The following is a 26,043-nucleotide window of genomic DNA, read 5'->3' on the forward strand; positions in this document are numbered from 1 at the left end:
TTATATTTAAGACAAGAAAAATGTTTCCCAAAAACTACGAAGGAGGTCGAAATTCCACTACAGACTAAAGTCTGTTAAGAGTTTCCTTTCGACAAGAATCAAAAAAACCTAAGAAATGTTTATAAAGCATATACTTCATTTTTAAATTATGAAAGGAGAATTAATCAAAGAAATAGTATTTATAGAATCTTCAGATGAAGCTAGAGAATTATATAATCAAGGTAGATTTGGAGAATTAGTAGACAACAAATATCATTATTCTTTAGTTGAAGCCTTATACATGTTAGAAAGAAAAAAATTAGAAATTACTCAAAAATCAAAAGAATTAACTTACGAAACTTTTCTAAAATTATGTAAAAAAATAGATCCAAACTTTTGGATACGATATTGTGTTTATAGGGATTTAAGAAAAAGAGGATATATAGTTAAAACTGCATTAAAATTTGGTGCAGATTTTAGAGTATATGATAGGGGAATTAAACCTGGTGAAGACCATGCAAAATGGATTGTTTATCCAGTTCACGAAAGCACAGCTTTAACATGGTATGATTTTGCAGCAAAAAATAGAGTTGCACATTCAACAAAAAAAAGATTATTAATTGGAATTGTTGATGAAGAGTCAGATGTAACTTATTACGAAATCAATTGGAAAAGACCTTAGTTTATAAATAAAATATTTAAACCTAGTTTTAAAAGGCAAAAAACAAAAAACTATTTAAATAAGAAATCAATTTATAAATAAAAAGAGGATGATACAGTGAACAAAGGATTAATATTATTAACATTAGTAATAACTTCTATTAGTTTGTTTGGTATCTTGACAGTAAGTCAATTAGGTTCTGTTACAGGTATGGTTGTAGGAGATTTAGAACCTACAGATTCAAACATTTTAGTTATAGCTTTAATCTTGGGTGGTTTATTAGGTTCGGTATATGCTGGTAATTATGTTTATAGTTTAATGTCTACAGACGAATTAGACGAACAATTAGATATTTATACTTCTCAAGCATTAGATAGTGGTTATTCCAAAGAATTCGTTACTTTTAAACTCTTAAACGCTGGTTGGCCTAAAGAAAAAATAAGTAACTCTTTCAAAAGAGTAAAACTTTTATAGTCTTAACTTCTTGAATTTTAATATGATTATTAGTACTACTCCTAAAATTAAACCAGAAAGTATGGGTAATAAAAGAGATAGATTATTAGAATATATAAAAAGAACTGGCCCTATTTTACCTATGCAAGCTGCAAATGAAATAGGTGTTAATTCTGTTTTTGCAGGTGCAATGCTTTCAGAACTATCTCAAACAGGAAAATTAAAAATAACTACAGTAAAAAAAGGCGGCTCACCTTTTTATTATGCTCCTGGAGACGAGCAAAAATTAATTCCTCTTTCTCAATATCTAAATGAAAAAGATAAAGTTGTTTTTGAAAATCTAAAAGTAAAAAAAGTAATGTTTGATTCTGCACTAACGCCCTTAGAAAGAGTTTCACTAAGACAAATGAAAGACTATGCAGTTCCAATTCCAATAGAAGATAAATTATTTTGGAGATTTTATTTAGTTGAAGAACAAGAAGCATTAAAATCTATTCAAGAGTTGTCTAACTTAGCAGACAAGGTTCTTCCAAAATTACCTTCTTCAGGCGTAATAAGTGTTAATTCCTTAGGTATAGAAGTAAAATCCCCAGAACCAAAACTTTCAGACAGAGAACAATTCTTAGAACAATTTAAAGAAAAATATGATGAACATGTTAAAAATTCAACAACTAAAATAACACAAGAACTCGAAGATTTAAAAAAATCTGAAAAAATAACCCTTCCAAAACATCAAGAAAAAGAAAGATCTTTAGAAAGAGAAAAAACAATTGCAGACAAAGAAAGAGAATTAGCAGAAAAAGAAAGAAAAATTGCTGAAAAAGAAAGACTTCTTGCAGAAGCAGAAAAACCAAAAGAAGAACACATTACAAAAAAGCCGGGCAGAAAAAAGAAAGTTATTATAACTCCTGATCAAACTTCTTTTATAGAAACTCCAGAGGATAAAATTATACTCCATCCTACCATTGATAATAAAGATTTAAGAGATTTTTTAACACAAAACAAAGTTCAAGTATTTAACAAAACTATTGTTTCAGACAAAGAAATTGATGTAGAAGCAAAAATACCTTTAGAATTAGGTATGATGAGCTTTTTTATCAAATATCTAAACAAATCAAAGATTAGTGAAACTGACTTAAGTTTAGCATGGTCTCAAGCAATATCTAAATCCATGCCTTTGCTTTTAATAAGTCATGGAACCCTTGCTAAAAAAGCTGAAAATCTGCTAGAAACTAGATTTAAAGGGACAATATTTAAAAAGCTTTGACTTTATTTCTTAGTATGCTTAAAAGATACCTATTTATTTTAGGAAGAGATTCAGAATTATCTAAATTAGAACTATTTGCTTTACTTAATAGACTAAATATAAAATTCTCAATAAATCAAAATTCAAAAGAATTTGTTGTTTTTGACATAGACAATTTTAATTCACAACAATTCATAAATTATTCTGGCGGAATAGTTAAAATAGCAGAAAAAATAGACTTAAAAAATTATTTTTATGAAGGAACTGAAAAAAATATTAATTATGGTATTAGTATTTTAGGAAATCCTGGAGAAGAATTTATAAACAAAACTATTTCAATTTTAAAAAATAAATATCATGAAGAAAAACTAAAAGCCTCAATAAAAACTCCTAAATTTAGATTATTTACTCCTTTAGATATAAAAACAAAATCCTTAGAAGATTTTATTATTTTAAACAAAGAAATTTACAAAACTAAAACTATTTCAGAACCTTATTTATACAAAGAACGTGATGATAAAAGACCTGAAAAAAACTTTGTTGTTCAAACAAGTATAAGACTAGCAAAGATTTTAGTAAATATTTCTAATGCAAAAACAAACCTATTAGACCCTTTCTGTGGTTATGGGACCATTTTACAAGAAGCAATGTTAAATAATCTTGATGTTTATGGTTTTGAGTTAGACGAAAAAGTTTCTAAAGCCTGTATAAAAAATCTTGAATGGATTAAATCTAAATATAAACTAAATTCGAAATTTAATATTTATAATTTCCCAAACTCAAGAGTTAAAAGATATTTAAATCCAAAATCAATAGACGCAGTAGTTACAGAGCCAAACATGGGCCCTTATTTTGTTAAAGTTCCCTCTCAATCAAAAGCAATAAGTGTTATGCAAGAACTTGAAAGATCTTATTCCATTTTGTTTGACTCTTTGCCTTTTATCTTAAAAAAAGACTCTTTAGTAGTTATTCTTATTCCAGAGTTACGTTCCAAAGCGGGTAAAATTCGATTAAACATAAAATCGATTATTAAATCTAGTTTTATACCTCTTTCTGAAAAATATGGTGTTAAATTGCCTTTAAGAATAAAAGGGCAGGTTTTTGATAGATATCTTTACATATTAAAACCTATTTAAAGAAACTAAGCCGACCAAAGCGTAATGTTTATATACTTGTTTTATGGGTTTTTAACTTATATGGGTAGAATTAAAACAATGCTTGTAAAACGTGTATCTAATGAGGTTTTGGCTAGATATAAAGACAAACTTACTTCTGAATTTAGTCATAATAAATCTAAACTGCCTGATTTAGTAGATGTTAAAAATAAGAAACTTAGAAATATACTTGCTGGCTATTTAACTAAAAAAATTAAAAAAGCAAACAAAGCAAAGTAATATTAAGAAGTATAACCTTAAAATTTAAAGAATACATTGACTTTATAGACTTAAGTAGGAGGCAAAAATGACAGAAGACAACCATGTAGTATATATTGGTGGAAAGCCATTTATGAATTACGTGACTGGAGTTGTAATGCAATTCACAACTCAAGGTGCAGATGAAGTTGTAGTAAAAGCACGTGGAAGATTTATTAGTAGAGCAGTAGATGTGGCAGAAGTTGCAACAAAAAGATTTCTAGACGGACAAGTTGTGGTAAAAAATGTTGCAATAAATTCAGAAGAATTTGAAAATAAAGAAAAAAAGAAAGTAAGAGTTAGTACAGTTGAAATATTTTTGAATAGAAAATAAATTCTTTTTATTTTTGCATTTTTAAATTACTCTAAATGAATAAAACTTTTCAAATGGATTTAAAGGATTTTTACTTCCAAAAATTCCATCTTCAACTAATAAATCAATTAATTTTCCACAATTGAAATTCATTCTTGGCAAATTTGTACCCCCATAATAAAGATTAACTTTTTGATATTCTTTCCCAATATGTTTTTTAGCAATTTGTTGGGGGATAAAATTATTATTATTTTTTATCTTGTTAAACATAATAATTGCTTTTTCATAATAGTTATAGTTATTCCTGTTATTAACTCTGGTAGTTCTTGTGTCCCAATTGTCTATTTTGCCCAATAGCCTAGATAAAACCTCAATTTCAGGAGTAGACCCATTTATTCCATAAGGATAAGATTTCGGCTGATAAAGATGGTGTCTCAATGCAATTTCTGCAGAAGTTTCGTTTATACTTTTTATAATATCTCTTGACTTTTCTACATGTCCCCTAAGTAAAATAATCTCTTCCTCAGTAAGATCGGTTTTTGTGATAAGTTCTGGAAATTCTCTTTTCCCTACATCATGCAATAAACTTGCAATATAAAATATTTGTTGATACTTTTTGAAATTACTATCCGTATAATTTTTTATCTGTCCTATAAACACCACGGGTTCTATCTTTTTTAAATAATCTGTAATCTTAAGAGCATAGCATCCGCATCTAAGCGAATGAAGATAATGGGTTGGATAGTTTTCAAGTTGAATAATTTCACTTTTAAGTCTCCCTCCTAGTTCACTTTCTATGTCTAAATAAGAATTTATTTCTAAAAAATTTCTCATTTCAAGTTCATCTTTAAGAATAAGTCCTTTTTTACCATAGATTTTCTCTAATTCTGCTCTTCTCAAATCTAAGTTCCTAATATTCTCGACCATATTCGAGCTTTGTTTTTAAAGCCTTAAAAATCCTTTCTTTTATTTATAAGCAAAGAGAATGCCACTGGAGAGAGTTGAACTCCCGTTACGGGCTCATGAGACCCGAGTTCTACCGTTAAACCACAGTGGCTTATATCTTAAAAGTAAAGTTAGATGTAGGGTTTTTAAAGATTATCCTTAAATTTTAAGAAAACGTTACATTTTAAAAAATAAAAACCCACCCACCTAATACCCTGACAGACCATTTTCAACAACAAAACATATCAGTTTAGTTTTATTGTTCTGAGCTTCCTTCAGATTTTTCATCTTTAGGAGTTTCAGTTTTTTCATCCTTTTGCTCAGTTGAACTTTCATCGTTATTTTGTTCTGATGAATCTTCAGCAGGGGTTGAATCTGCTGGTTGTTCAGTCGAAGCATCTTTTTGTTCTTCTTCGCTCATTGTAATAACATTAAGAATTAAAATCTTTATAAAATTTTTGTCACTATCATATAAAGTACTTATCGGATACTATCCATTCTTTTACTTAAACTCACAACATAATTCTTCATATCTTTCTCATCTGCATAGAATGTAGTTTTCCAATCATATTTATGCCCATCAGTGCTATACCTGGGGATTACATGAAAGTGAATATGATTTACTATCTGCCCACTTGCTTTTCCATTATTTTGAGTAATTGTTACTCCATCACAAGTTTGTTTCAATGCCTTTGCAGTTTTCTGAACTACAGAAATTAATTTTTTTAATCTATCTTCAGAAATTTCAAATAGATTCTCATAATGTTCTTTTGTAATAACTAAACAATGTCCTTTATTTACAGGTTTAATGTCTAACATAACTAAACAAAAATCATCTTCATAAATAATTGCTGCAGGAACTTCTTTTTTTACAATTTTGCAAAATATACAATCTATCATTTGTTTTTCCTCTATGGACTGACCGAGATTTGAACCCGGAAACTCTTCCATTATGGTTTTTTATTGCCATGGAAGTGTGATAAAACCCGATTTCACTATCAGCCCTTATTTACAAGTTTTCCAGCATGCTCGAACTGAATTTCCCTATTAAACAACTTATGGATCACAGACTTAAGCTGACCTTCATCAACCCTAATTTGTTTTTCAGTATTTCTATCTCTGATAGTTACTCCAGCATCAAAATCAATTGTGATACAAAATGGAATTCCATAAGTGGTGCTTCTCAAATATCTTCTGCCTATACTTCCAGTTTCATCATATATAACTATAAATTCATCTTCAAGCTCTTTTTTAATTTTTTTAGCTTTTGCAATTAATTCGTCTTTTTTAATTAAAGGATAAATAGCAATATCTATTGGTGCAGTTTGATAAGGAATCTTAAACATAGTTTTTCCTTCTTCTTTTTCCATTTTTTCATAAAATAAATCTAACAAAGCATAAGTTGGCCTATCAGTTCCAAAAGCAATTTCTAAAACGTGTGGAATAAATTTTTCACCATTTTCTCTTTCTGCTTCTAAAGTTTGTTTAGAGAATTTTGCATGCTGCTTTAAATCATAATCAGTTCTATCATGTATACCGCAACATTCAGTCCAACCAAGACTATTAAGATTTATTTCTAAATCCCAAGCATCATCAGCGTAGAATGCTCTTTCATCAGGATGATGTTGTCTCAATCTTATCCTGTCTTCAGGAACACCCAATTCTTTAAATTGAGTATAAGCCAGATGTAAACACCAAGCATAAGCTTGATTTTTAAGAGTTTTATCTTTAATTGCATCGCCTAATGAAATAGGTTTTAAATCTTTTTTAGAATCTTGTAATTGATAACTCCACAAAGGAAGTTTTTCTTTTTTAACATCTTCAAATTTTTCCCATTTATTTTTTTGTATTGGATCAACATATAACTGTCCTTCTGCTTGTGTAAACTCCCTTCCTCTAATTACACTTTGTCTCGGAGAAATTTCATTTCTATATGCCTTTCCAATCTGAAAAACGCCTAATGGCATTTTCTTTCTTAAAAACATATAATATCTTTTAAATGGTAAATAAGTTACAGTGGCAGTTTCAGGTCTTAATCCTGCATCTTTTCCAGCAACTCTTGTAAGCATCATCAAACTCTGTTTTGAAACTTCATTTCTAAATTCTGAATCACATGAAGGGCACAAAATCTTATTTTTCTTAATCTCTTTTAGCATTAGTTCATCAGACAAATGCACAGAAGACTTTCCAGTTGCTTCTTCAATTAATTTATCTGCTCTAAATTCTTTGTTACATTTACTACAAATTACAACTTTGTCAATAAAATTACCTAAATGTCCTGATGCTTCCCAAACAATATTTGGTAAAACTGTTGGACCTTCCAATTCCCAAAAATCACTTGCTTTGAATACTTTTCTAATATTATTTTCAACTTTATTCTTTAATAATTTACCTAAAGGACCATAAGTATAAAATCCTGCTAAACCTCCGTATATTTCAGGTTCAGGACCCCATATAAAACCCTGTTCTTGTATAAAACTAGTAAATTCCCTAGTAAACTCTTCTTGTTTTTTATTCATAAGAACTCTCCAAATCATCTAGGTTTATAATATTTTTGCCTTCAATTCTAGGACAAGCAGTATTTATCCACATATCTATGCCTATAAAATCTTCTAAATTTTTAATTTCATCTCCAATAAAAAAATAATATTCCTTATCAAAAGAATTTAATATTCGTTTAATCCTTTTTATTTCATCAAATTTACTTTGTCCAGGTTTTACACTAAATATAACTCCTACTTTTTTTGAAAGCAAAAACTTAGAAATTTTACCTCTCCTAACTTTCTCAAGAGCCTCAACATCTTTAAGTTCAACAGTAGTAACAGAATTATTCTCTGGATTTGCAATAAATATTTTTTTATTAAATTTTATTAAAGCACCAGGATGAAATTCTCCTGTTCCAACATATAAAAAGGCATTCACTTTCCTACATACTTTCTCAGCAGATCCAGAATCACAACCTAATATTTGTCCACCAAACAAAATATTTTTCAGTTTATTTTTTTTAATGTATTCTTGAACTTCCTTAAGATATTGTATTGTAGTAAATATGGCCAATTTTGGCTGTTTTTGACTAAAGAAATTGTCTAAAACATTTTTAACAGAAAAATTAGCTACTGCAGGGATAAATATCTTTTTCATTTTAAACTATTGCAGAATTACCTTCTTTATCTTCAATTATAAGCGTAATATTTCCATTATTTTCTTTAGCTGCATCCAATTCATCTAAAAGCTTTTCAGATTTTTTATATTCATTAGAAGAAATCTCATTTGTTTCCTGAATATATTTTATTAAATTATCAATAAATTCTTGAACGGTAGTAATATCTCCAACAGAATTTTCAGTAGGTTTAATTGAAATTTTTAACTCAGGTATTTTTATAATTGCACTCGAAGATTTAATTATTTGTTTTTTTAAATCATTTTGATTCTTAACTTTAAATTCAACTTTTGGTTTTTTATTACCCTCAATTTCAACTTCTTGAGTATTTATACCACAAGCATCACACTTAAGTTTTAGAATAAACACTTTCCCAACTTCTTTAATATTTTTTTCATCTTCAGACAAAGTCGCACTATTCTTAAGACAAAACGGGCATTTTTGATTTTTTATTGAATCCATAAAAAGAAATTAGAAAAAAGAATATAAAAAGGTTTCTAAAAAACCTTTAATTAAATTTGTTCAGCACTAGCAGATTCTAAGCCTTGTCTAAAAATTCTTGCAAAAGAAGGTGTTATAACAACCCAGTCTTCACCAAAACCTGCAATATCTCCGTCTAATGCTTGACAAGTCTTCTTTATTTTGTTAAGAGACCTTTTCAATTCATGAATATCTTTTTCCCTTAAGGGAGCAATATTAAGCAAACCGATAATATTTCCATCTCTAAGTGCGTCTAATGGTTCTTTAATATCTGCAAAATCTTGTATAGTAAACGGTTTAACCAAAATTTTATTTGCTTGATCTTCACTTTTATTCATGTCTATTTCAACATAATCTTCACCAGTCTCTTCTAGAATGTCATCTCCACTCAATCCTTTTAGCACCTTGTTAAGAAAGGTATTTTTCATTTTCTCCTCCCCAATTTACTTTTTTTCACAAAATATAATGTGTTTTATTTGATTAACCACATATATAAATATTTCTATTTTACTGACTCTAAAATGCTAACAATATTCCATATCTGTATTCTTACATAATCTGGAGTGTTAGAATCGTCAGAAATGTCATCAAGGCGTTCTAGAGCCTGATTTATCCTCATAGCAATATTATCATCATTTTCTAATAATGCGCTTTTTATATCTTCTAATCTAGTCTTCAAACCTTTAGGTATATTTAAATCATTTTCAATTCTACTAAATAATTCTAAAATCGGTTCCATTTCATTCATTTTTTACTTCTCTCTTTACTTATTTGACTAAGAACATTACTTTGTTTTTTCATTGCCTTTTCTTTAAGGATTTCCTCTTGTTTTTCAATGTTTTTTATCCTAATGTTTAACATTTCATCTTTGGATTTTAAATCTTTTTTAATATCTTCTGCGTCTGATTTAATCATAAGATTTCCAACAATTTTGTAAACAACTGAGCCAGGTTTTAATTCTTCCATTGCTTTTTCGTTTTCAAGAAGTTGTGTTTGAAAATTTTGTTTTTGTAGAAGAAGATTTTGTAAATTTTGTTCTATTAATTGAAGTTCCTCTATATTTAGATTATTTTCACTGCTCATCTTTTAGTTTTAAATTTTTATATCGCTTTTAATTCTGTTGTAGTGGTTCTTGCTTTGTAAAGTATTTTAGATCCACAATAGGGACATCTTATTCTTTTTTTAAGATATTCTTCTTTGATATTTTTTCCACATGAAAAACAGTTATATTTAGTCATTTTAAATTTATTCAAAAATTAAATTGAATATGCCCCCCCTGTAAATTTCTTTCCACACTTTTTGCATAACCAAATTCCAGCATTAACTCTTTTCAATTGATTCTTAAAACAGAAAGGACATTTCTTTGTTTCACTTCTTCTTTTATCAATCTCTTGAATTCTTCTTCTAATTCTTAATCCGTATCTTGCTCCGTATCTTCCACTTGAGCCAACTTTTTTTGTTCTCATTTGAATCTCTGATTTTAATTATAAACTTTATCTCATGGGGCTATCCGGATTTGAACCGGAATCGCAAGGTCCCAAACCTCGAAGGCTAACCAGGTTACCCCATAACCCCATAAGCTTTTTTTAAATTCAGCTTATTTTTAAATGTTGTGAATAAGGGTTACTTCTTTGTAGGTTTAGCTTCAGGTTTTTTAGCTTCTTCAGGTTTACCTGCTGCAGGCTTTGCACCAGCAGCCGTTTTAGCACCAGGTGCTACAGCTGTTGCAGGAGCTTCTCCTGGAGCTGTAGTTGTAGCTGTTGCTGCAACCTCTTCATCTTTCTTAGGTTTAGTTCCTGCTTCTTCTTCTGCTTCTTTCTCTGCAGCCAATTTAGCAGCTAACTTATTGAAATCATCTAATTGTTGTGCTAGTTCTTTTATTCTTTCAGGAGTGATATCTATTTTTTGTGCCTGAATTTCATGATTATATTTTCCAGCTTCAATTTCTTTATTTATATCGCTTGAAATTTTTCCTTCAACTAAAATTCCCATTGAATTTAATGAACCAATAACAGTTTTTAATTTTCTTTTAAAATTATCTCCAAGCATACCCTCTTCTTTCATTTTTGTAAGTTTGATTGCTTGTTCGATTCCAACATTTTTTATTTTTTCAAGATTTGGTTTTCCAGAACCTTTTTCTAATCCCAATTCCTTTTTTACAAGTTCTGTTGTTGGAGGACTTCCAACTTCAATTTCAAAATCTTTTGAAACAGTATCTACAATTATTTTTACAGGAACTTTCATCCCTTTGAATACTGCAGTTTTATCATTAACTGATTTTAGAATTAATTGAATATTAACTCCTAAAGGACCAAGTGATTGTCCCATCTGTGCACCAGCTACAGCCTTTCCACCTTCAATCATTAAATCAATAGTTTCTTTACTCATTTTGTTGCTCCTCATCTTCCTCTTTATCTCTTCTAATTACACGTACACCATCAAGTTTCATCGTCATTGGAATTGGAACTGCTGCTTCCAATAATTCTATAACCACTTCTTCTTTTTGTTTGTCTATTCTAGTTACTTTTGCTTTTTCTCTTTTGAATGGACCTGAAATAATTTCAACAATATCATTTTTTTCAATATTATATTGAACTTTAACTTGTTCTAACATTGGTTCAATTTCATGATAATCAACCGGAACTGCTAAAATTCCTTTTGCATAAGGAACACCTTGCGTTGCTTTTTCTGCAGATTCTTTATCTTTAGCTTCTACAAAAATATATCCTCTCATACCATGAGGTCTTATTACACAATATACATCTATTCCTTTTTTTTCAACATGCCCAGTTATAAAATCCATAACTTGATCTTCTCTATTAGCAGTTGTTTTAATAATATAAATTTGGCTTTCCATTTGACAATTTTTTTGGTTTAATTCGAATTATTGGCCTTAGCTTTTTAAATACTATCTATTTTATAAGCTGCCACAACATCTGTACTAGAAATCCTATAAGACCTATTACTAGTATTCCTATACCAGACACCTTTACTATAGCTTTAAACTCATCCATACTGGGTTTTTTAGTTACTTGAAACACCCTTTTACATTCAATTATAAAACTTCTTAGTTTAGTTAACATATATTAAAAAGAAAAAACTAATGGTTTAAAAACATTTTGTTTCAAAACCAAATTAATACTATTTATCAATAAAATCTATGCCTAATTCATTCTCCATCTCTGACTTACTTTTGGCTCCAGCAGCAGCTTTTCTAGCACCAAATATCTGTGGAGAACTTACTCCAGTAACAATTAAGAGTGTTTTTATGGTATTTCCTAAATCTTCTGAAATTTGGGCACCCCAAATTATTCTTGCATCTTCATCAAGTTTCTCAGAAACCATTTCAACAACTCTTCTTGCTTCATCAAGAGTCATACTAGGTCCACCACATACATTAATTAATGCACCAGCTGCACCAGCAATATCCACATCAAGTAAAGGATTTTGCATTGCTTTTTCAACAGCTTCAACAGCTCTATTTTCAGAATCAGATTCTCCAACTCCAATCATAGAAACTCCACCTTCACTCATTACAGCTTTTACATCTGCAAAATCTAGATTGACTAATCCTGCTTTTGTTACTAATTCAGCAATTCCTTTTACAGCATTAGTTAAAATTTCATCTGCAACTTTGAATGCAGTATGTAATGGTAAATCTGGAGCTAATTCTAACAATTTATCATTTGGAATAACAATTAAAGTATCTGCTGCCTTTTCTAATTTTTCTAAACCAATCACAGCATTTTCATATCTTCTATGTCCTTCCATTGAAAAAGGAATAGTTACAATTGCAACAACTAAACTTCCATTTTTTTTGGCAATCTCTGCAACAACAGGAGCTGAACCAGTTCCAGTTCCTCCGCCCATTCCACAAGTAATGAAAACCATATCTGCGCCTTGTAATTTTTGCCTAATATCATGTTCACTTTCTTTTGCAGCATCTTCACCAACTTTCGGAATGCTTCCAGCACCCAAACCACCTGTTAATTCTTTTCCAATTAAAATTTTATTATCTGCATTTGTATAAAGTAAATCTTGAGCATCAGTGTTTATAGCGATAGTTTCAGAACCAGCAATTCCAACTTCTGTAATTCTATTAATAGTGTTATTACCTCCACCGCCACAGCCTATAACTTTTATTTTTGCTCTTTGTTTAGAAAGCAAGTCTTCTAATTCAGTATCAATAGGATTAGTCTTTAGCTGTTTATACCCTTCCCCATTAGAAAAATTCATAACCATTTTACCCTCCACTTTTTAATTTATAAACTAAAATTTTTTAATAAATGCCAAAAAAAGAAGAGTCTATCTTATATTTAAAGGTTGTTATTCTAGAGTAGATGTTTTAATTTCTTTTATTTCAGGGATTAATTCCTTTAATTTCATCTCTATAAATTTAATAATATTTTTATTTAATTTATTTTTAATTTCAAGAATATTATTTTCATATTTTATTTCAGGCTTATTTATAAAACCTTTAAGAATCGCTTCGGCTTTAGCCTTTACATCAGTAACAGATTTAATTATATTAATCTCATATTTAATATCTTTACCTGATAAAGGATGATTAAAATCAACAACAACCCTCCCACCACTAACAGTTCTTACTAAACCCATCATACCATCTAAATTTATTTGTAATCCTGGATAAGGATAAATATTCTGCTTTTTAAAATTAGACATAGAAACAAGTTGCAATAACTTTGGATCCTTTTTTCCAAACGCGTTTTCAGCAATTAACTCAACACTTCTCTTTCCCAAGCCATTCTTTTCAATATCTTCTTCTAAACCCTTGATAAGGAAACCATTGCCCATACAAATAACTCTTGGGCCATATTTAGTCTCTTTTGAATAAATATTGGCCTTTTTAGCTATTTCTTCATGGGTTGTGTCAAAAACAAGATTATTTTCTTTTAATACTCCAGTATATTCAACTTCTATAAAATCATTCTTTTTGAATTTTTGAGCTGTTTTAGATTCTTTAACCTCAGAATTAATTGGTTTCTCTTTTTTTACTGTTGGTTGTACTGCCATTATTCAAATAGACTTTAATGCATACTTTATAAAACTTACTTTATTTTTTTCTGCTAATTGATGTTAAGATAGTTTTATTAAGTTTACAAACTAAATTCAGATTATGCCAGAACCATCAAACTTACCCTTTAAAAGATTGCCTAAAAAAGGGTATTTTATTGATTTTAATCCAAGTAATAATTCAAAATTTAATTCAGAAGATTTAATTATTCTTGAAGGAAAGCAGCACAAAAACTCTGCAGGAATTGTAAAATATGAATATCCTGATGAAAATATTTCTATCAATAGATTCTTTTTTGAACAAGATTGGATTAATCAACATGTTTTATCACAAAAACAAAATTTAGCAATGCTTACTATTAGGGAATTTTTAGATTTTCTAAAATTATTAAAATCAGAAGAAAAAGTTTATTATTCAAATGGAAAAAGAGTCCCAAGGTTAAAAGTTACTCAGCTTTATAATACAATAACTACACAAAAAGAGCCTTGGAGATCAGAATATCTTGATGCAGATTTTAGAGTAATAAATAAAATTTTACATATAAATTATGAACATAGATTAAATTTTAAAACAGGAAAATTAGAACCTAAATATTCTCAACCTTTAGAAGAATGTCTAATGCAAAATACTCCAATTAGTTTAAATTTATTATTAGAAAATGCAAACTATCAAGGTTTACCTGCTAAAAATATTAAATCTAGAGATTTAGATTATTTTGCCCCACTTAAAGATGATAATTCTGTCGCGTGGTTCAGTGCGGGTTCCGATAGGGTCAGCCTTAATTGCAATTGGGTTCCTTCTGACTCGAATTCCTCGCTCGGGGTACGTGCAAAACAAGTAAGGCCATAAAATTCCAAAATCTTTATAAACCTAAGCTAAATTCTATTCACATACCCACAAAAACTACCTAGTGTAGGAGGGAATTTAATGGAAAAAAGTCAAATAATCACAAAAATTTCTGAACTCAAAGCAAGTTCTAAGAAACGTAATTTTAATCAAACTTTGGACTTAATTGTAAATTTAAAAGATTTTAATTTAAAGACAGAGAAACTTGAAACTTATGTTCAATTACCTTACGATTTAGGTAAAAAAATAAAGATCTGTGCTTTTGTAGACTCAGAATTAATTACTTCTGCAAGAGAAAAGTGTGATAAAATAATCACAAAAGATGAATTTAGTGAATGGAAAAATCCAAAATTAGTTTCAAAATTAGCAAAAGAATATGATATTTTCATTTCTCAAGCAAACTTAATGAAAGATGTTGCTATGATTTTTGGTAGAGTTTTAGGACCATTAGGAAAAATGCCTAACCCAAAATTTGGTGCAGTTATTCTTCCAAAAGATAATTTAAAACAAACCGTTGAAAAATTTAGAAAGAGTGTAAAACTTGTAGTTGGTAAAGAAGCAATTCTAAAAATTCCAATTGGAAAAGAAAATTCTTCTGAAGAACACGTAGCTGAAAATATAAGGATTATTATAGAAACTTTAGAACACACACTTTCAAAAGGAAAGCACAACATAAAAAATATTTTAATTAAATTCACAATGAGTAACCCAATTATTTTATTTGCACATTCAAAGAAAGAAGAAGCTGAGGAAAAAGAATGAAAAAAGTTTCGCACATACCTGATTTGAAAAAGAAAATGGTAAGGGATTTAGAAGAGTTAGCTCTAAAATATCCTGTTGTGGCTTTAGTTGATTTAACAAATATGCCTTCTCCTCAACTTCAAAAAATGAGACAATCCTTAAGAAAAAATGTTTTTATTTATGTTGTTAAAAAAAGAATGATTGGATTTGCTCTTAAAAATATTTCATCTGAAAAACAGGGGATTGAAAAGTTATATAATTTAACTCAAAACACTATTCCTGCCTTATTATTCACTTCTAATAATCCTTTTAAATTGTTTAAAGATCTTAAAAAGAGCAAGACTGTAGCAGCTGCAAAGCCTGGGCAAATTGCTCCAAAAGATATTGTTATTCCTGAAGGTCCAACACCATTTGCTCCAGGTCCAATAATTGGAGAGCTTGGACAATTCGGAATTAAGACTGCAGTCGAAGCAGGAAAAATCGCAGTTAAACAAGAGAAAATAATTGTTAAAGAAGGTGAAGTAATTAAGGATGCTGTTGCTGCATTAATGGGAAAATTTAATATGAAACCAATTGAGATTGGTTTGAATTTAGTTGCAGCTTATGAAGAAGGAATTATTTATGATAAAAAAACATTAGACGTTGATGAAACTGCATATTTAAATATGCTAACAAGTGCACACTTAGATTCAGTAAAATTAGCATACGCAACAGGTTATCCAACACCTGAAACATTAAAATTATTAGTTTCAAAACTACATAGAGAATCATTAACCTTGTCAATTGAACTTAACATAACAAATGATGCAACAATCAAATTTTTGCTTGCAAAAGCAGAGATTGAAGCAGGTTCATTGCCACAAACTGAATAATTATTAGGAGGTAACAACCATGGAATATGTCTATGCAGCTATGTTATTGCATAAAGCTGGAAAAAAAGTTGAAGAAGCACATGTTAAAAAAGTGCTTGAAGCTGCCGGAATTACAGTAAACGAAGCAAAAGTTAAAGCTCTTGTATCAGCTCTAAATGGTGTTGATATAGATAAAGCTATCTCAGAAGCTTCACTTCCAACTGCTGTATCAGCACAGTCTGCTGTTGCAAGTACTGCAAAGCCAACTGAAAAGAAGGAGGAGAAGAAAGAGGAAAAGAAGAGCGAAGAAGAAGCTGCAGCTGGTTTAGGTGCACTTTTCGGATAAAACCTCTTTACTCAACAACTAAATAATGCAGAAAGATGAGACAATATCTGACAAAAATAAGGATGTTTTAGTTAGTGATAAAAATAAATCACTTTCTAAAAATCCCCAATTTCTTCCTAAAGAAATATCAGATTTAAGAAGAAAACTCAATACTATTGATGAGAGCAAAGAAAATTGGTTCTCAAAAAAAGAGAGTTTAAAAAAACAAATTTCTTCACTTGTAAAAGAATTAAAAGATATTAAATTTAAAAAAGATGAATTAAATAAAAAAGTCCATGAGTTAAAAAAACAGCGAGAAGCACAGAATTTAATTGTCAAAGAGAAAATAGCCCAACTCAAAGAAAAAAGATCTTCAATGCCTTATTCTAGAGATGATAAAACTTATAATTATACTTTTTTGAAAAAGAAAATAGAAGAATTAGATATGAAAATTATAACTGAAGCTCTTTCACCTTCACAAGAAAAGAAAGTTATGGATGAAATAAAACTTCTAAAGCGAAATCTAAGAGAAGTAGAAACATTACATCTTGAAAAATCCGTCTCAAGGAGCTTATCTACAGAGATAAATGAAGCCAAAAAGAAAGCAGAAGAATTACATCAGCAAGTTCAACAGGTAGCAAAAGAAAGTCAAGAATATCATTTAAAGTTTATAGAATTCACAAAAAAGATTAATGAATTAAGAAAAACACAAGAAGAAGCATTTAAAACTTTCATCTCTCAAAAAGACGAATTTACTTCAACAGCAAAACTTCTTGAAGATAAATTACAAGAAAGTACAAAATTCAAAAGAGAAGTAGAAAAGAAAAGAACAAATAAAAAACAAGAAGAAAATAAAAAAACAAAATTATTCTTAAACCAAAAAATCCAAGAAGTTAATGAAAAAATGAAGAGAGGAGAAAAATTAACAAAGGATGATTTGTTAATATTGCAGGCAGATGCAAATTCTTAATTCATTGATAGAATGGACTAAAAATACTTTTGTGCCACTTGGGGCATGGGGATTATTCATCTTAGCTTTTATGGAAAGCTCATTTTTCCCAATACCTCCTGATGTCTTACTAATTGTTCTAACTCTAGCAAAACCTGAATATGCTTTATTTTATGCATTAATTTGTACAGTCGGTTCAGTATTAGGAGCGTTGTTAGGATATTGGATTGGGAGAGTGGGTGGACAACCTTTAATAAAAAAATTATTTAAAGAATCAACAGTAGAAAAAGTACATAATCTATTCCAAAAATATGAAGCTTGGGCAATAGGTATAGCCGGTTTTACTCCTATCCCTTACAAAGTGTTTACTATTCTTGGAGGGGTTTTTTATATTAATATTCCAAAATTCATAATTGCTTCAGTGATAAGTAGAGGTTTAAGATTTTTAATTGTCGCTCTCTTAGTGGGGTGGTTTGGACAGTCTGCAATTGATTTTATTAATAACAATTTTGAAATTGCAACAATACTGCTTGTTTTAATTATTATAGGATGTTATATTCTTTATAAAAGATATTCAGAAAAAGTTAAAAGTTGGTTTTAAATCTCACCGCGATCTTTCAAACTATAAACATAGTTTCTTGCTTCAGATTCACCAATATTCATACTATTTGCTTTTCTAAGAACTTCATCCATTTTTACTGGTTGTCCATTACTCGCTCTTTTTAATCCAACAACTAAATTCTTTATTTTCTCTCTGTTGGTTACTACAGGATTAGAACTCGTTTGAGCACCTTGAGAACTCATTCCAAGACTTTTTTGAGGTTGTGAACTCAATCTCAAACCATAAGGATTATCATCATTTGAACTTGAAAATGATCTGGATGCAGATGAGCTAACAGGTTTTCTTGCACCATCAGACATGGACAAAGCACCCATATCTACAGTTGCAGGTCTTTGATATTTTGGTAATGCTGATTGACCTGATCTAGATTCGTAATTAGTAATAGATGTTTTTCTCATATTTGAAGGCAAAGAAATATCCACTTTTTGACTTATCATTTGAGGTTGTTGTACTTGTGGTTGTGCAGGTTGCTGATAAGAATTATCTATACTATTAGGATAAGCTTCCATTTTAGGCACTTCTTGAACCATTAGTTGTACTGGCTGAGATTCAGGAGAACTTATCATCCTTTTAATTTCAGGTATAATACTTCTTATATCTTCAATTTCAACATTTGGATTTTGAGAAGTATTAATTTCAGCACTTTTTATTACAGAATTCTCAGTTTCCATAGAAATAGGTTTATTTTCAACCTGTTCAGATATAGTTTCAAATATTTGATTTTTAATCTCAGGTAAATTAGTCTTAATATCCTGAACTTTTGTTTCAAAAGCAGAATTTCGTTTGTTTAAACTTTTGTTAATAATCTCTAGAATACCCTTCAAATCTTCAACACTTTCTGTTTCAGTATCAAAGCTTATTTTCATTTTTTAAATTTTCTATCCTAGAGTAGGTATATTTTAGGATTTATTTAAATAGTTTTATATTCTGGATAAGATACTTTAAATCTGAGTATATTGGCGTATTATTCACTTTATAGCGCTTTATTAACAATATCCATACTAAAGCAACAAACAAAGTAGCGATTACTTTCCAAATTAACAGATGCCAAAAATCAAAGAATTTCTCATTAATCTCTAAGATACTTATTAAAAATGTTAATCTTAATAAATTTGCAACAAATATTGCTCCAAAACCAAAACTTAACATCTTAATTATATTTTTTAAAGATATATCCTTAGTTAAAATAACTAAAATAAAAATTAAATAATATGCAGAAACTGCGGCACAAGCATTATTAAAAGTTAAAAAATTATTTTCAATTATTATTTGATTTCCGGTTAATAGACTTTGATTATAAAATATTCTTAATATAAAATAAAAAACATATTTGGTTATTGGAGTAATTATATAACTAAAAAGACTATAAGAAAATATCACAAGTGCAACCATTCTTAATATTAACTTTTGATAGTAATTCATAATTAGACAATTATTCCTTTATTTTAATATAAACTTTTGTATTCAGTTACATAAAATTTTTAAACTGCCTATATTATCTAGTATTATGGACTCATTTCATGAACTAAAACTAAATCCTGCATATATCTATTTGATTTTAGCTACATGTTTAATTATAAGTTTTATATTTGACACAAAAATAGTTTATTTTTTTTATGAATTAAGAAATCTGAGCATAATTTTATTGCCTTTGATGACTTTTTTAAGTAGCCCTATTCTGATTGGATTAATAATATTTTACATACTCTTTCTAGATTTAAAAAGTAAAAATTATGTTTCTGCATTCGCCTTAGCCTTTTCATTCAGTCTAGCTGCATTATCTAGTCTTCTAATAAAGAACTTAACTTTACGCCAAAGACCTTACTCAAAATTTAATTTTAATACAACTGAACCAAGAAATAGTTATTCTTTTCCAAGTAATCATACTGCTTCAGTATATTCTACTTTAAAATTTTTCCCAAAAAACTCTCTAAAATGGATTTTTTATATTTTGTTAATACTCATTCCAATATCAAGATTATACTTAGAAGTACACTATTTAAGTGATCTTTTTATGGGTGTAATCGTGGGTTTATTAGCTTCAGACATAATAGTTTATCTTGAGAAGAATCACAAATTAATTTCAAAATTAGTGGCTCTTTTAAAATTAGACAGAGTTTAATATGGCGCATAAAAATGAAACAAAAAGACAGTTATTTCATCTAATCTTTGGTTTAGTTTTATTTTTCTTGTATTACTTTAATTTTTTAAATTCAATTCATTTCTTTATTTTATTCCTAATTTCTTTAATGGGTTCAGCAATTTATTTATATTATCAACCTAAAATAATAAAATGGTTCATAGAGAAATTTGATAGAGACTCAAAAATTCCTGCAGAAGGAGTATTCTTTCTTTTTTTAGGTTTTGCAGTCTCAACATTTTTCTTTGAAAAACAAATAGCAATAATAGGATTATTAACCCTAATAATTGGAGATTCAATTTCACCTCTAATTGGGATAAATTTTGGGAAAATTAAAAACCCATTAAACAAAAAAAGAAACATAGAGGGTTTAATCACAGGTTACTTAGCAACTTTAGTCTTTATCTCATGGCTAACAAATCTTACCTTCTTAATCAGCATAATTGTCTTAGTAGGTATGGTAATTGAAAGTCTAGAACTAAAAAGATATTCTTACGCTTTTGATGATAATACCTTTATACCTTTAATCACTTGTTTATTATTAGTAATATTAAATGGCTTTCCCTCCTCTTGGCCTTTAAACTTATTTTATTGATTTTAAAGACCTTTAACTCTCATCCTATAACTACTTTAAAATAGCGAAAGTTTTAAAAAAGCCACCCCCTATATTTAAGCTAATTATACTTAAAAAGCGCTTAAAACTAGTTTTAGGGGGTAAAACTATGAAAAATAAATTTTTGTTTAGTATTTTAGCAACATTAGTTCTTGGCATATTCTTAGTTTCTGCTGCTACAGTAGGAGATATAAGAATAAGTCAAGCTTCAACTTCAATAACTGCAAATTCAGGTGAAACATATTCATCTAGTTTCGTATTATCTACAAACAATGCAATAGAAAGAATTCCAAAAATATTCTATGCCACATTTGATAATTCTTTAACAAGTGATAGTGGAACACCTCTCTCTGGATTTGCAACAATAACTGGTTATTCAGATGCACAATTTGCCCAAGCTGCAAATTTAAGTGTAGGTTCAAAATTAGCATATGCAACTGCAAATAATTTAAATGAAAGTGCAGGAACAATAGAATTCTGGTTCAAACCTGAATTTAATAAAGCAGATGGAAAAAATCATATATTCTTCTTCTTAGAAGGTTCAACTCCCAATACAATTGGTGTTTCAAATTCATTAGTCATCTTTAAAGATTCTTTAGGAAGATTGATGTTCAGAAATCAAGGTTCACCAGATTATAGAACTGCAGACACAACTGATTTTACAATAGATAATTCATGGCATTATCTTGTAGCAACTTATGATTCAAGTTCAATGAAATTATATTATGATGGTGTTAAAAAAGTAGAGTGGGCACAAGCTCCAGTTTTAGCAATAACTGCAACCAAATTTATGATTGGTTCAGATTATAATGGTGCAAATACTGCAGATTCTTTAATAGATGATTTCAGAATAAGTAAAAGAGCACTAACTGCTACAGAAGTTTCAGAAATTTATACATCAAAAGCAGTTCATACAGATGCAGATTATACTTTAACATATAATGCAAAATTAGCAAATGTAACTTTAACTTCAATAGATTTAACATCTACTACAGACTCAACTAAAAAAGTAAATTCCTCATTAGTTACATTTACTACAAATAATTTAGATATATTCTATGGAGATTCAACAACAGTAAATTACCAAATTGCAATACCCCCATATCAAGCCACTGGTACTTATACAGGAACAATCTCCGCAAAATCACAAGACAATGCAAATGAAGCAACTTATGCCGTTTCATTAACTATACCAGAATCAAAAGGATTAACAGTTGACGGAACAACTTTAATTGTTACACCTGCAGATTCAACAAAGTCAACTTCATTTACAATAAAAAACACAGGTAATATTGATTTAAGTGCAATAACTGCAACTTATAATCAAAGCCTTTTAACTGATAGATTAAACAAGACAATAACTTTAACATTCAGTAAACCCAGTTTCAATCTTATCTCTGGAGAATCAACTGGATTAGATGTTACAGCAAATCTACCTTCAGGATTAGAATTTGGTAAATATGTAACTCAAATTACATTTGGAAACTCAGTAACTTCAAAAGTTTTAGACTTTACAATTAGAGTAGAGCCTGACATGTGTGAAGATGGAGAAGTTGGAAGTTATGTTAAAATAGTAGACATAAACGAGCCAGATGCTGGTGACAGTTTCAAACCAGGTCAAGAAATTTCAGTTGAAGTAGAGGCAAGAAATGACGACCTAGATGATAAAAAAGATATTACTGTTGAAGCTTTCTTATTTAATGTAGACACTATGGAAGATGACGAAGATTATCTTTCAACTGCAAAAGTTACAAATGAACTTAAAAAAGAAACTTCAAAAACAGTTACATTAAAATTAATCATGCCTTATGAAGATTTAGATGAAGATGATCATTATATGGTTATTGTAAAAGCATACGATGATGATAAAGAAGATGAGCAATGTATACAAAAAAGTGTTGCTATCGAAGCATCAACTGAATCAAGAGATATCTATATAAAATCAGTAGACTTATCAGGAACAAATAAAGCAGTTTGTGGTTCTACAAATTATCTTGCAGTAACTTTAGTTAATAATGGTGAGAAAGATGATGAGAAGCAATATGTTCAAATTAAAAACACCGCTTTAAATCTTAATGAGTATTCCACAAAACAAGATATTGATTCTGAAGATTCAGCAGATTATAAGATACCGTTTGTTATTCCAGAAACTGCGAAAGCAGGAATTTACTCAATAGAAGTTATAGCTTTCTACAATGATGGTAAAGACTCAAAAAGTAGGTTCATAGATTTAGTTTTAGATTGTGCAGGAACTTCAACAATTGTAAAACCTTCAAGTGTAGAATTAAAAACAGTAACAACTGCTCTTGATTTTTCACAAGAAGACAACAGATTGCATTTATTAATTACAAATAACAATGACAAAGATATAGAAGCCTATCTAAGTGTAACATCTGTTGGAGACTGGTTTAGTGCAATTGACACAAGATCTGAAACATTACATGCTGGAGATAATAATATTTACATTGATATAACTCCAAAAGGAAACTTAACAACTTCTGAAAAGACTGCAATAGTTACATTAAAAGCAAGAGGAACAAGTTCATTTGATCCAATAGAGAAAACTCTATCTGTTTCAGTTACTCCTGCTGCACAAAAAGTAAACAAGCTTAAAGAATGGTATAGCTCCGCAAGTTCAAAACAAACAGGAATCATGTGGATTTTAATAGACGCTGTGCTTATATTATTTGCAATATTCCTTGTAAAATCCATTTACAGTGGGGTAAGAAGCAAAAAAGCAGATTATTCAGAAAAAGAGTTAAGAAGAATGGATAAGCAACAGAAAAAGCTTATCTAAAACTTTTTAAACTTCTTTCTTTTTTATTTTATTTATGCCTAATTTATTTAAAACAGAAGCAGATTGGAATAAATTCATAAAAACTCTTACTAAACCTAAAAAACCCCTTACTTCTAAAAAAGAAATAATACCTCAATTATACTATCTATCTGAAAAAGTTATTTTAGAGCAATATAACAAATCTAAAAAACCCCTAGGAGTTTTATTTTCTGGTGGAATAGATAGCACTTTTATAGCCTGGATTTTAAAAAAGAATAATTGTGATTTCATTTGTTTTAGTGTTGGAACAAAAAGATCAAAGGATTTAGAATGGGCTGAAAGAATATCTCAAGAATTAAATTTTAAACTAGTTAAAAAAGTTTATTCCTTAGAAGAGTTTGAAACAACTTTAAAGAAAGTTGCGCCTCTTTTCAAAACTGAATTAAAAAATGAAGAAATTGCTGGATATGTTAAATTAAGTGTAGGTTGTGTAGTTTATGCAGGACTAGAACTTGCAAAAACTTTTAATATTTCAGATATTTATACTGGTTTAGGCAGTGAAGAAATTTTTGCAGGTTATCACAAACACAAAAAGAAATTTCTTGGCACCCTAGCTTCAAAAGATCTTAATAAAGAATGTTGGGATGAATTAAAGTTAGTTTATAACAAGGATATAAAGAGAGATACAAAAATTGCAAATCTATTCAAAATAACTCTTTTATGCCCTTACCTATCAAAAGAATTAATAGAGTATGCTTATTCTATTCCTTTAAAATTTAAAATCAGCAAAACTGAAAGAAAAATAATCTTAAGAGAATGTGCTTTAAAATCCGAACTTCCAGAAGAATTTGCATTTAGAAAAAAAATTGCAGCTCAATACGGAAGTTATTTTGATAAAACTATTAAGAAACTAGCGAGACAAAATAAATTTAAATATAAAAGAGACTATCTCCAAAAAATAATAAACTAATTTTTATTGTATTCCTCTAAATTTATACAAATTCAAGAAAGATTTAACTTCGCCCATAAACTCATACATTTCAGTTTGAATATCCTCTTTATAATCTTTTATTGTTTCTTTGTTAATATATTTATCATAAATTCCTCTAAAGAATTTTGTTAATGGTTTGCTTTCCCATGTATCTTCATAATCAGTTTTTAAATAAGAAGTAAACCTCATATCTATGGCTCCTTTGTTGGTTTTTCTTTTTATATTATCAACATTAACTTCAACATCAACCATCGCAATAACCATAAATTTAATTTCAATATAAGCTTTTACATAATCATTTATTTTTTTTATACAAGTCCATGCAATTTCAAGATTTTTAGTTTCTCCAGAAATCTTTTCTACATATTCATCTTCTATAAAATCAGAATAATTGTGTTGTTTAGCCCATCTATACATGAGTTTATATAACTCACCCATGTCAAATATGCTCTCTTGTTTAAGCTTTAAATCCTTTTGAATGCTTACTTTTTCAGCCATTTTAATTTAAATTCTCTAAAAACTTATTTAATTATAAAGGTTTCTATGTTTTTTAAGAACAAATCAAAAATAAATCCGCTTATAAACTATTCATTTTAGCTTTAATACTTTCTAATTCAACATCAAGTTTATCTAAATGGACTGGTTTTTTACTAACTTTTGGAATATTACTAATCTTTCTTTCAGAAACTTCAGTTTTACTCTCAGGTTTTTCAGATTTTATCTCTTTTTCATGATGATGTTTCTCTTCTTTTATCTTAAATCCTTTTATACCTGGAAGCTGTTTATCTATTAATAAATGCATCTCAGAATTAACATTGTCCAGCAAGGTTTGAAGCTCAGATTCAAGTTTCCTTTTTTCTTGTCTAAGTGATTTAATCGCATCATATCCTTTTAAAATTTTAACTGAGGAGATTGCAGACTCTAATACCGCTCTCCTCAAATTAAGAGGATTTCTTACCTTTGCGTGAACTGCTTCAACCATCTATTTATGCCTCAAAAAGATTCTGATCTACATACAACAATTTTTGTTTTATTTCGCTGATGCTAGATTTCCAATCATTGAATTCTTTTTCTTCCTTTTCACGGACTTCCTCAAGTTTTTCAATTATAGTTTCAGACTGTCTTAATTTTATTTTTATTTTTTCTATAGTTTCAAGAGCATCTCTATATTTATCTATTTTTACAAAAATTTCTTGAGCATGATCTTTTGTAAAAGTTTCGGGCTGTGAATTTGGACTTTGAAAATCAAAATCTTCATTTGAAAGTGCAGCATTTTTTATTGCAGAACTATCTTCTCTAGTTGGTTGCTCTAAAGGTTCATAACTTGGAAAGTCTGGAATGTCTAATTTATTACTTGAAGGAAATATTGGTGGTTCGAAATTTGGCTTTGATGGAAAACTCGAACTTTTCTTTTTGCTAAATAAACCCATGATAGGCACCTCCGTTGGTTAAACTAATTAAATTTTTTAGTATTAAAATACTTTCTCATTCTTTAAAAGTGATAA

The 26,043-nt window shown here is 28.9% G+C and carries 37 protein-coding genes and 3 tRNA genes; 16 read left to right on the plus strand and 24 right to left on the minus strand.

Going from position 1 to position 26,043, the window contains the following annotated elements; translation table 11 throughout:
• Nucleotides 1–148 precede the first annotated feature (148 nt).
• The 6 genes from endA (at nucleotide 149) to albA (ending at nucleotide 4,085) form a co-directional block, all read left to right on the plus strand.
• Nucleotides 149–661, plus strand: a complete 513-nt coding sequence (gene endA / locus J4403_03500; protein MBS3167246.1) for a tRNA-intron lyase — start codon at nucleotides 149–151, stop codon at nucleotides 659–661.
• 96 nt (nucleotides 662–757) lie between these two features.
• The gene (locus J4403_03505; protein ID MBS3167247.1) at nucleotides 758–1,114 is read left to right on the plus strand and encodes a hypothetical protein; all 357 of its coding nucleotides are present in this window, start codon (nucleotides 758–760) and stop codon (nucleotides 1,112–1,114) included.
• 22 nt (nucleotides 1,115–1,136) lie between these two features.
• Complete coding sequence (locus J4403_03510; protein MBS3167248.1) at nucleotides 1,137–2,360, plus strand: hypothetical protein; 1,224 nt, start codon at nucleotides 1,137–1,139, stop codon at nucleotides 2,358–2,360.
• A gap of 14 nt (nucleotides 2,361–2,374) precedes the next feature.
• Nucleotides 2,375–3,475 carry a hypothetical protein gene (locus J4403_03515; protein ID MBS3167249.1) on the plus strand — a complete coding sequence of 367 codons (1,101 nt, stop codon included), beginning with the start codon at nucleotides 2,375–2,377 and terminating at the stop codon, nucleotides 3,473–3,475.
• 60 nt (nucleotides 3,476–3,535) lie between these two features.
• Nucleotides 3,536–3,733 carry a 30S ribosomal protein S17e gene (locus J4403_03520; protein ID MBS3167250.1) on the plus strand — a complete coding sequence of 66 codons (198 nt, stop codon included), beginning with the start codon at nucleotides 3,536–3,538 and terminating at the stop codon, nucleotides 3,731–3,733.
• Nucleotides 3,734–3,800: 67 nt separating this feature from the next.
• Nucleotides 3,801–4,085, plus strand: coding sequence for a DNA-binding protein Alba (gene albA / locus J4403_03525; protein MBS3167251.1), 285 nt, complete (start codon nucleotides 3,801–3,803; stop codon nucleotides 4,083–4,085).
• A gap of 21 nt (nucleotides 4,086–4,106) precedes the next feature.
• On the opposite strand, the gene J4403_03530 is transcribed toward albA, so the two are convergent.
• The 19 genes from J4403_03530 to J4403_03620 form a co-directional block, all read right to left on the minus strand.
• Nucleotides 4,107–4,991, minus strand: a complete 885-nt coding sequence (locus J4403_03530) for an HD domain-containing protein (protein ID MBS3167252.1) — start codon at nucleotides 4,989–4,991, stop codon at nucleotides 4,107–4,109.
• 59 nt (nucleotides 4,992–5,050) lie between these two features.
• A tRNA-Met gene (locus J4403_03535) sits at nucleotides 5,051–5,121 on the minus strand.
• Between the two features lie 144 nt (nucleotides 5,122–5,265).
• Entirely contained in the window at nucleotides 5,266–5,430 is a 165-nt protein-coding gene (locus J4403_03540) for a hypothetical protein (GenBank protein ID MBS3167253.1), read from the minus strand.
• Between the two features lie 59 nt (nucleotides 5,431–5,489).
• Nucleotides 5,490–5,909, minus strand: coding sequence for an HIT family protein (locus J4403_03545; protein ID MBS3167254.1), 420 nt, complete (start codon nucleotides 5,907–5,909; stop codon nucleotides 5,490–5,492).
• Nucleotides 5,910–5,923: 14 nt separating this feature from the next.
• A tRNA-Ala gene (locus J4403_03550) sits at nucleotides 5,924–6,014 on the minus strand.
• Nucleotides 6,008–7,528: a glycine--tRNA ligase gene (gene glyS / locus J4403_03555; protein ID MBS3167255.1), complete on the minus strand. Its 1,521-nt coding sequence runs from the start codon at nucleotides 7,526–7,528 to the stop codon at nucleotides 6,008–6,010. The genes J4403_03550 and glyS overlap by 7 nt, the downstream gene beginning before the upstream one ends.
• The gene (locus J4403_03560) at nucleotides 7,521–8,150 is read right to left on the minus strand and encodes a diphthamide synthesis protein (protein MBS3167256.1); all 630 of its coding nucleotides are present in this window, start codon (nucleotides 8,148–8,150) and stop codon (nucleotides 7,521–7,523) included. The genes glyS and J4403_03560 overlap by 8 nt, the downstream gene beginning before the upstream one ends.
• A gap of 1 nt (nucleotide 8,151) precedes the next feature.
• On the minus strand, nucleotides 8,152–8,631 hold the full coding sequence (locus tag J4403_03565) for a ZPR1 zinc finger domain-containing protein (protein MBS3167257.1): 480 nt from the start codon (nucleotides 8,629–8,631) through the stop codon (nucleotides 8,152–8,154).
• Between the two features lie 50 nt (nucleotides 8,632–8,681).
• A complete protein-coding gene (locus J4403_03570) occupies nucleotides 8,682–9,077 on the minus strand; it encodes a cell division protein SepF (protein ID MBS3167258.1) in 396 nt (131 codons plus the stop codon).
• A gap of 74 nt (nucleotides 9,078–9,151) precedes the next feature.
• Nucleotides 9,152–9,397 (minus strand): UPF0147 family protein, encoded by a 246-nt coding sequence (locus tag J4403_03575; protein MBS3167259.1) that lies wholly within the window; start codon nucleotides 9,395–9,397, stop codon nucleotides 9,152–9,154.
• On the minus strand, nucleotides 9,394–9,732 hold the full coding sequence (locus J4403_03580) for a prefoldin subunit (protein ID MBS3167260.1): 339 nt from the start codon (nucleotides 9,730–9,732) through the stop codon (nucleotides 9,394–9,396). Before J4403_03580 ends, J4403_03575 begins: the two co-directional genes overlap by 4 nt.
• A gap of 17 nt (nucleotides 9,733–9,749) precedes the next feature.
• The gene (locus J4403_03585; GenBank protein ID MBS3167261.1) at nucleotides 9,750–9,887 is read right to left on the minus strand and encodes a DNA-directed RNA polymerase subunit P; all 138 of its coding nucleotides are present in this window, start codon (nucleotides 9,885–9,887) and stop codon (nucleotides 9,750–9,752) included.
• A gap of 18 nt (nucleotides 9,888–9,905) precedes the next feature.
• A complete protein-coding gene (locus tag J4403_03590; GenBank protein MBS3167262.1) occupies nucleotides 9,906–10,115 on the minus strand; it encodes a 50S ribosomal protein L37ae in 210 nt (69 codons plus the stop codon).
• 35 nt (nucleotides 10,116–10,150) lie between these two features.
• A tRNA-Pro gene (locus J4403_03595) sits at nucleotides 10,151–10,224 on the minus strand.
• A gap of 48 nt (nucleotides 10,225–10,272) precedes the next feature.
• On the minus strand, nucleotides 10,273–11,037 hold the full coding sequence (locus tag J4403_03600; GenBank protein ID MBS3167263.1) for a 50S ribosomal protein L11: 765 nt from the start codon (nucleotides 11,035–11,037) through the stop codon (nucleotides 10,273–10,275).
• Entirely contained in the window at nucleotides 11,030–11,506 is a 477-nt protein-coding gene (locus tag J4403_03605; GenBank protein MBS3167264.1) for a transcription elongation factor Spt5, read from the minus strand. Before J4403_03605 ends, J4403_03600 begins: the two co-directional genes overlap by 8 nt.
• 55 nt (nucleotides 11,507–11,561) lie before the next feature.
• Entirely contained in the window at nucleotides 11,562–11,732 is a 171-nt protein-coding gene (locus tag J4403_03610) for a protein translocase SEC61 complex subunit gamma (protein MBS3167265.1), read from the minus strand.
• 58 nt (nucleotides 11,733–11,790) lie between these two features.
• A complete protein-coding gene (gene ftsZ / locus J4403_03615; GenBank protein ID MBS3167266.1) occupies nucleotides 11,791–12,891 on the minus strand; it encodes a cell division protein FtsZ in 1,101 nt (366 codons plus the stop codon).
• An 84-nt stretch (nucleotides 12,892–12,975) separates the two neighbouring features.
• Nucleotides 12,976–13,683 carry a peptidylprolyl isomerase gene (locus J4403_03620; GenBank protein ID MBS3167267.1) on the minus strand — a complete coding sequence of 236 codons (708 nt, stop codon included), beginning with the start codon at nucleotides 13,681–13,683 and terminating at the stop codon, nucleotides 12,976–12,978.
• 103 nt (nucleotides 13,684–13,786) lie between these two features.
• On the opposite strand from J4403_03620, the gene J4403_03625 reads away from it, so the two are divergent.
• The 6 genes from J4403_03625 (at nucleotide 13,787) to J4403_03650 (ending at nucleotide 17,997) form a co-directional block, all read left to right on the plus strand.
• A complete protein-coding gene (locus J4403_03625) occupies nucleotides 13,787–14,533 on the plus strand; it encodes a hypothetical protein (GenBank protein ID MBS3167268.1) in 747 nt (248 codons plus the stop codon).
• A 78-nt stretch (nucleotides 14,534–14,611) separates the two neighbouring features.
• Nucleotides 14,612–15,292, plus strand: a complete 681-nt coding sequence (locus tag J4403_03630) for a hypothetical protein (GenBank protein MBS3167269.1) — start codon at nucleotides 14,612–14,614, stop codon at nucleotides 15,290–15,292.
• The gene (locus J4403_03635; GenBank protein ID MBS3167270.1) at nucleotides 15,289–16,143 is read left to right on the plus strand and encodes a 50S ribosomal protein L10; all 855 of its coding nucleotides are present in this window, start codon (nucleotides 15,289–15,291) and stop codon (nucleotides 16,141–16,143) included. Before J4403_03630 ends, J4403_03635 begins: the two co-directional genes overlap by 4 nt.
• Before the next feature lie 19 nt (nucleotides 16,144–16,162).
• Entirely contained in the window at nucleotides 16,163–16,468 is a 306-nt protein-coding gene (gene rpl12p, locus J4403_03640) for a 50S ribosomal protein P1 (protein MBS3167271.1), read from the plus strand.
• Nucleotides 16,469–16,493: 25 nt separating this feature from the next.
• Nucleotides 16,494–17,417, plus strand: a complete 924-nt coding sequence (locus J4403_03645) for a hypothetical protein (GenBank protein ID MBS3167272.1) — start codon at nucleotides 16,494–16,496, stop codon at nucleotides 17,415–17,417.
• Entirely contained in the window at nucleotides 17,404–17,997 is a 594-nt protein-coding gene (locus J4403_03650; protein ID MBS3167273.1) for a DedA family protein, read from the plus strand. The genes J4403_03645 and J4403_03650 overlap by 14 nt, the downstream gene beginning before the upstream one ends.
• Here the strand turns inward: J4403_03650 and J4403_03655 are convergent.
• Together J4403_03655 and prtA are read right to left on the minus strand one after the other, a co-directional pair.
• Nucleotides 17,994–18,884 carry a hypothetical protein gene (locus J4403_03655; GenBank protein ID MBS3167274.1) on the minus strand — a complete coding sequence of 297 codons (891 nt, stop codon included), beginning with the start codon at nucleotides 18,882–18,884 and terminating at the stop codon, nucleotides 17,994–17,996. The two genes, J4403_03650 and J4403_03655, sit on opposite strands and share 4 nt — an antisense overlap.
• Nucleotides 18,885–18,924: 40 nt before the next feature.
• Nucleotides 18,925–19,440, minus strand: a complete 516-nt coding sequence (gene prtA, locus J4403_03660; protein ID MBS3167275.1) for a pacearchaeosortase — start codon at nucleotides 19,438–19,440, stop codon at nucleotides 18,925–18,927.
• 85 nt (nucleotides 19,441–19,525) lie between these two features.
• On the opposite strand from prtA, the gene J4403_03665 reads away from it, so the two are divergent.
• From J4403_03665 to J4403_03680, 4 genes are all read left to right on the plus strand, one after another.
• Nucleotides 19,526–20,140, plus strand: coding sequence for a phosphatase PAP2 family protein (locus J4403_03665; GenBank protein MBS3167276.1), 615 nt, complete (start codon nucleotides 19,526–19,528; stop codon nucleotides 20,138–20,140).
• A gap of 1 nt (nucleotide 20,141) precedes the next feature.
• Entirely contained in the window at nucleotides 20,142–20,753 is a 612-nt protein-coding gene (locus tag J4403_03670; protein MBS3167277.1) for a hypothetical protein, read from the plus strand.
• Nucleotides 20,754–20,880: 127 nt separating this feature from the next.
• The gene (locus J4403_03675) at nucleotides 20,881–23,568 is read left to right on the plus strand and encodes a putative S-layer protein (GenBank protein MBS3167278.1); all 2,688 of its coding nucleotides are present in this window, start codon (nucleotides 20,881–20,883) and stop codon (nucleotides 23,566–23,568) included.
• A gap of 34 nt (nucleotides 23,569–23,602) precedes the next feature.
• Nucleotides 23,603–24,517 carry an asparagine synthase gene (locus tag J4403_03680; protein MBS3167279.1) on the plus strand — a complete coding sequence of 305 codons (915 nt, stop codon included), beginning with the start codon at nucleotides 23,603–23,605 and terminating at the stop codon, nucleotides 24,515–24,517.
• Nucleotides 24,518–24,520: 3 nt separating this feature from the next.
• Here the strand turns inward: J4403_03680 and J4403_03685 are convergent, their stop codons facing one another.
• The 3 genes from J4403_03685 to J4403_03695 all read right to left on the minus strand — a co-directional run bounded on the left by J4403_03685 (nucleotide 24,521) and on the right by J4403_03695 (nucleotide 25,968).
• Nucleotides 24,521–25,036 carry a hypothetical protein gene (locus J4403_03685; protein ID MBS3167280.1) on the minus strand — a complete coding sequence of 172 codons (516 nt, stop codon included), beginning with the start codon at nucleotides 25,034–25,036 and terminating at the stop codon, nucleotides 24,521–24,523.
• A 79-nt stretch (nucleotides 25,037–25,115) separates the two neighbouring features.
• A complete protein-coding gene (locus J4403_03690; GenBank protein ID MBS3167281.1) occupies nucleotides 25,116–25,520 on the minus strand; it encodes a hypothetical protein in 405 nt (134 codons plus the stop codon).
• Nucleotides 25,521–25,524: 4 nt separating this feature from the next.
• Entirely contained in the window at nucleotides 25,525–25,968 is a 444-nt protein-coding gene (locus J4403_03695; protein MBS3167282.1) for a hypothetical protein, read from the minus strand.
• Between the last annotated feature and the right edge of the window lie 75 nt (nucleotides 25,969–26,043).

The organism is Candidatus Woesearchaeota archaeon, from assembly GCA_018302225.1.
Lineage (GTDB): Archaea > Nanobdellota > Nanobdellia > SCGC-AAA011-G17 > JAGVZY01 > JAGVZY01.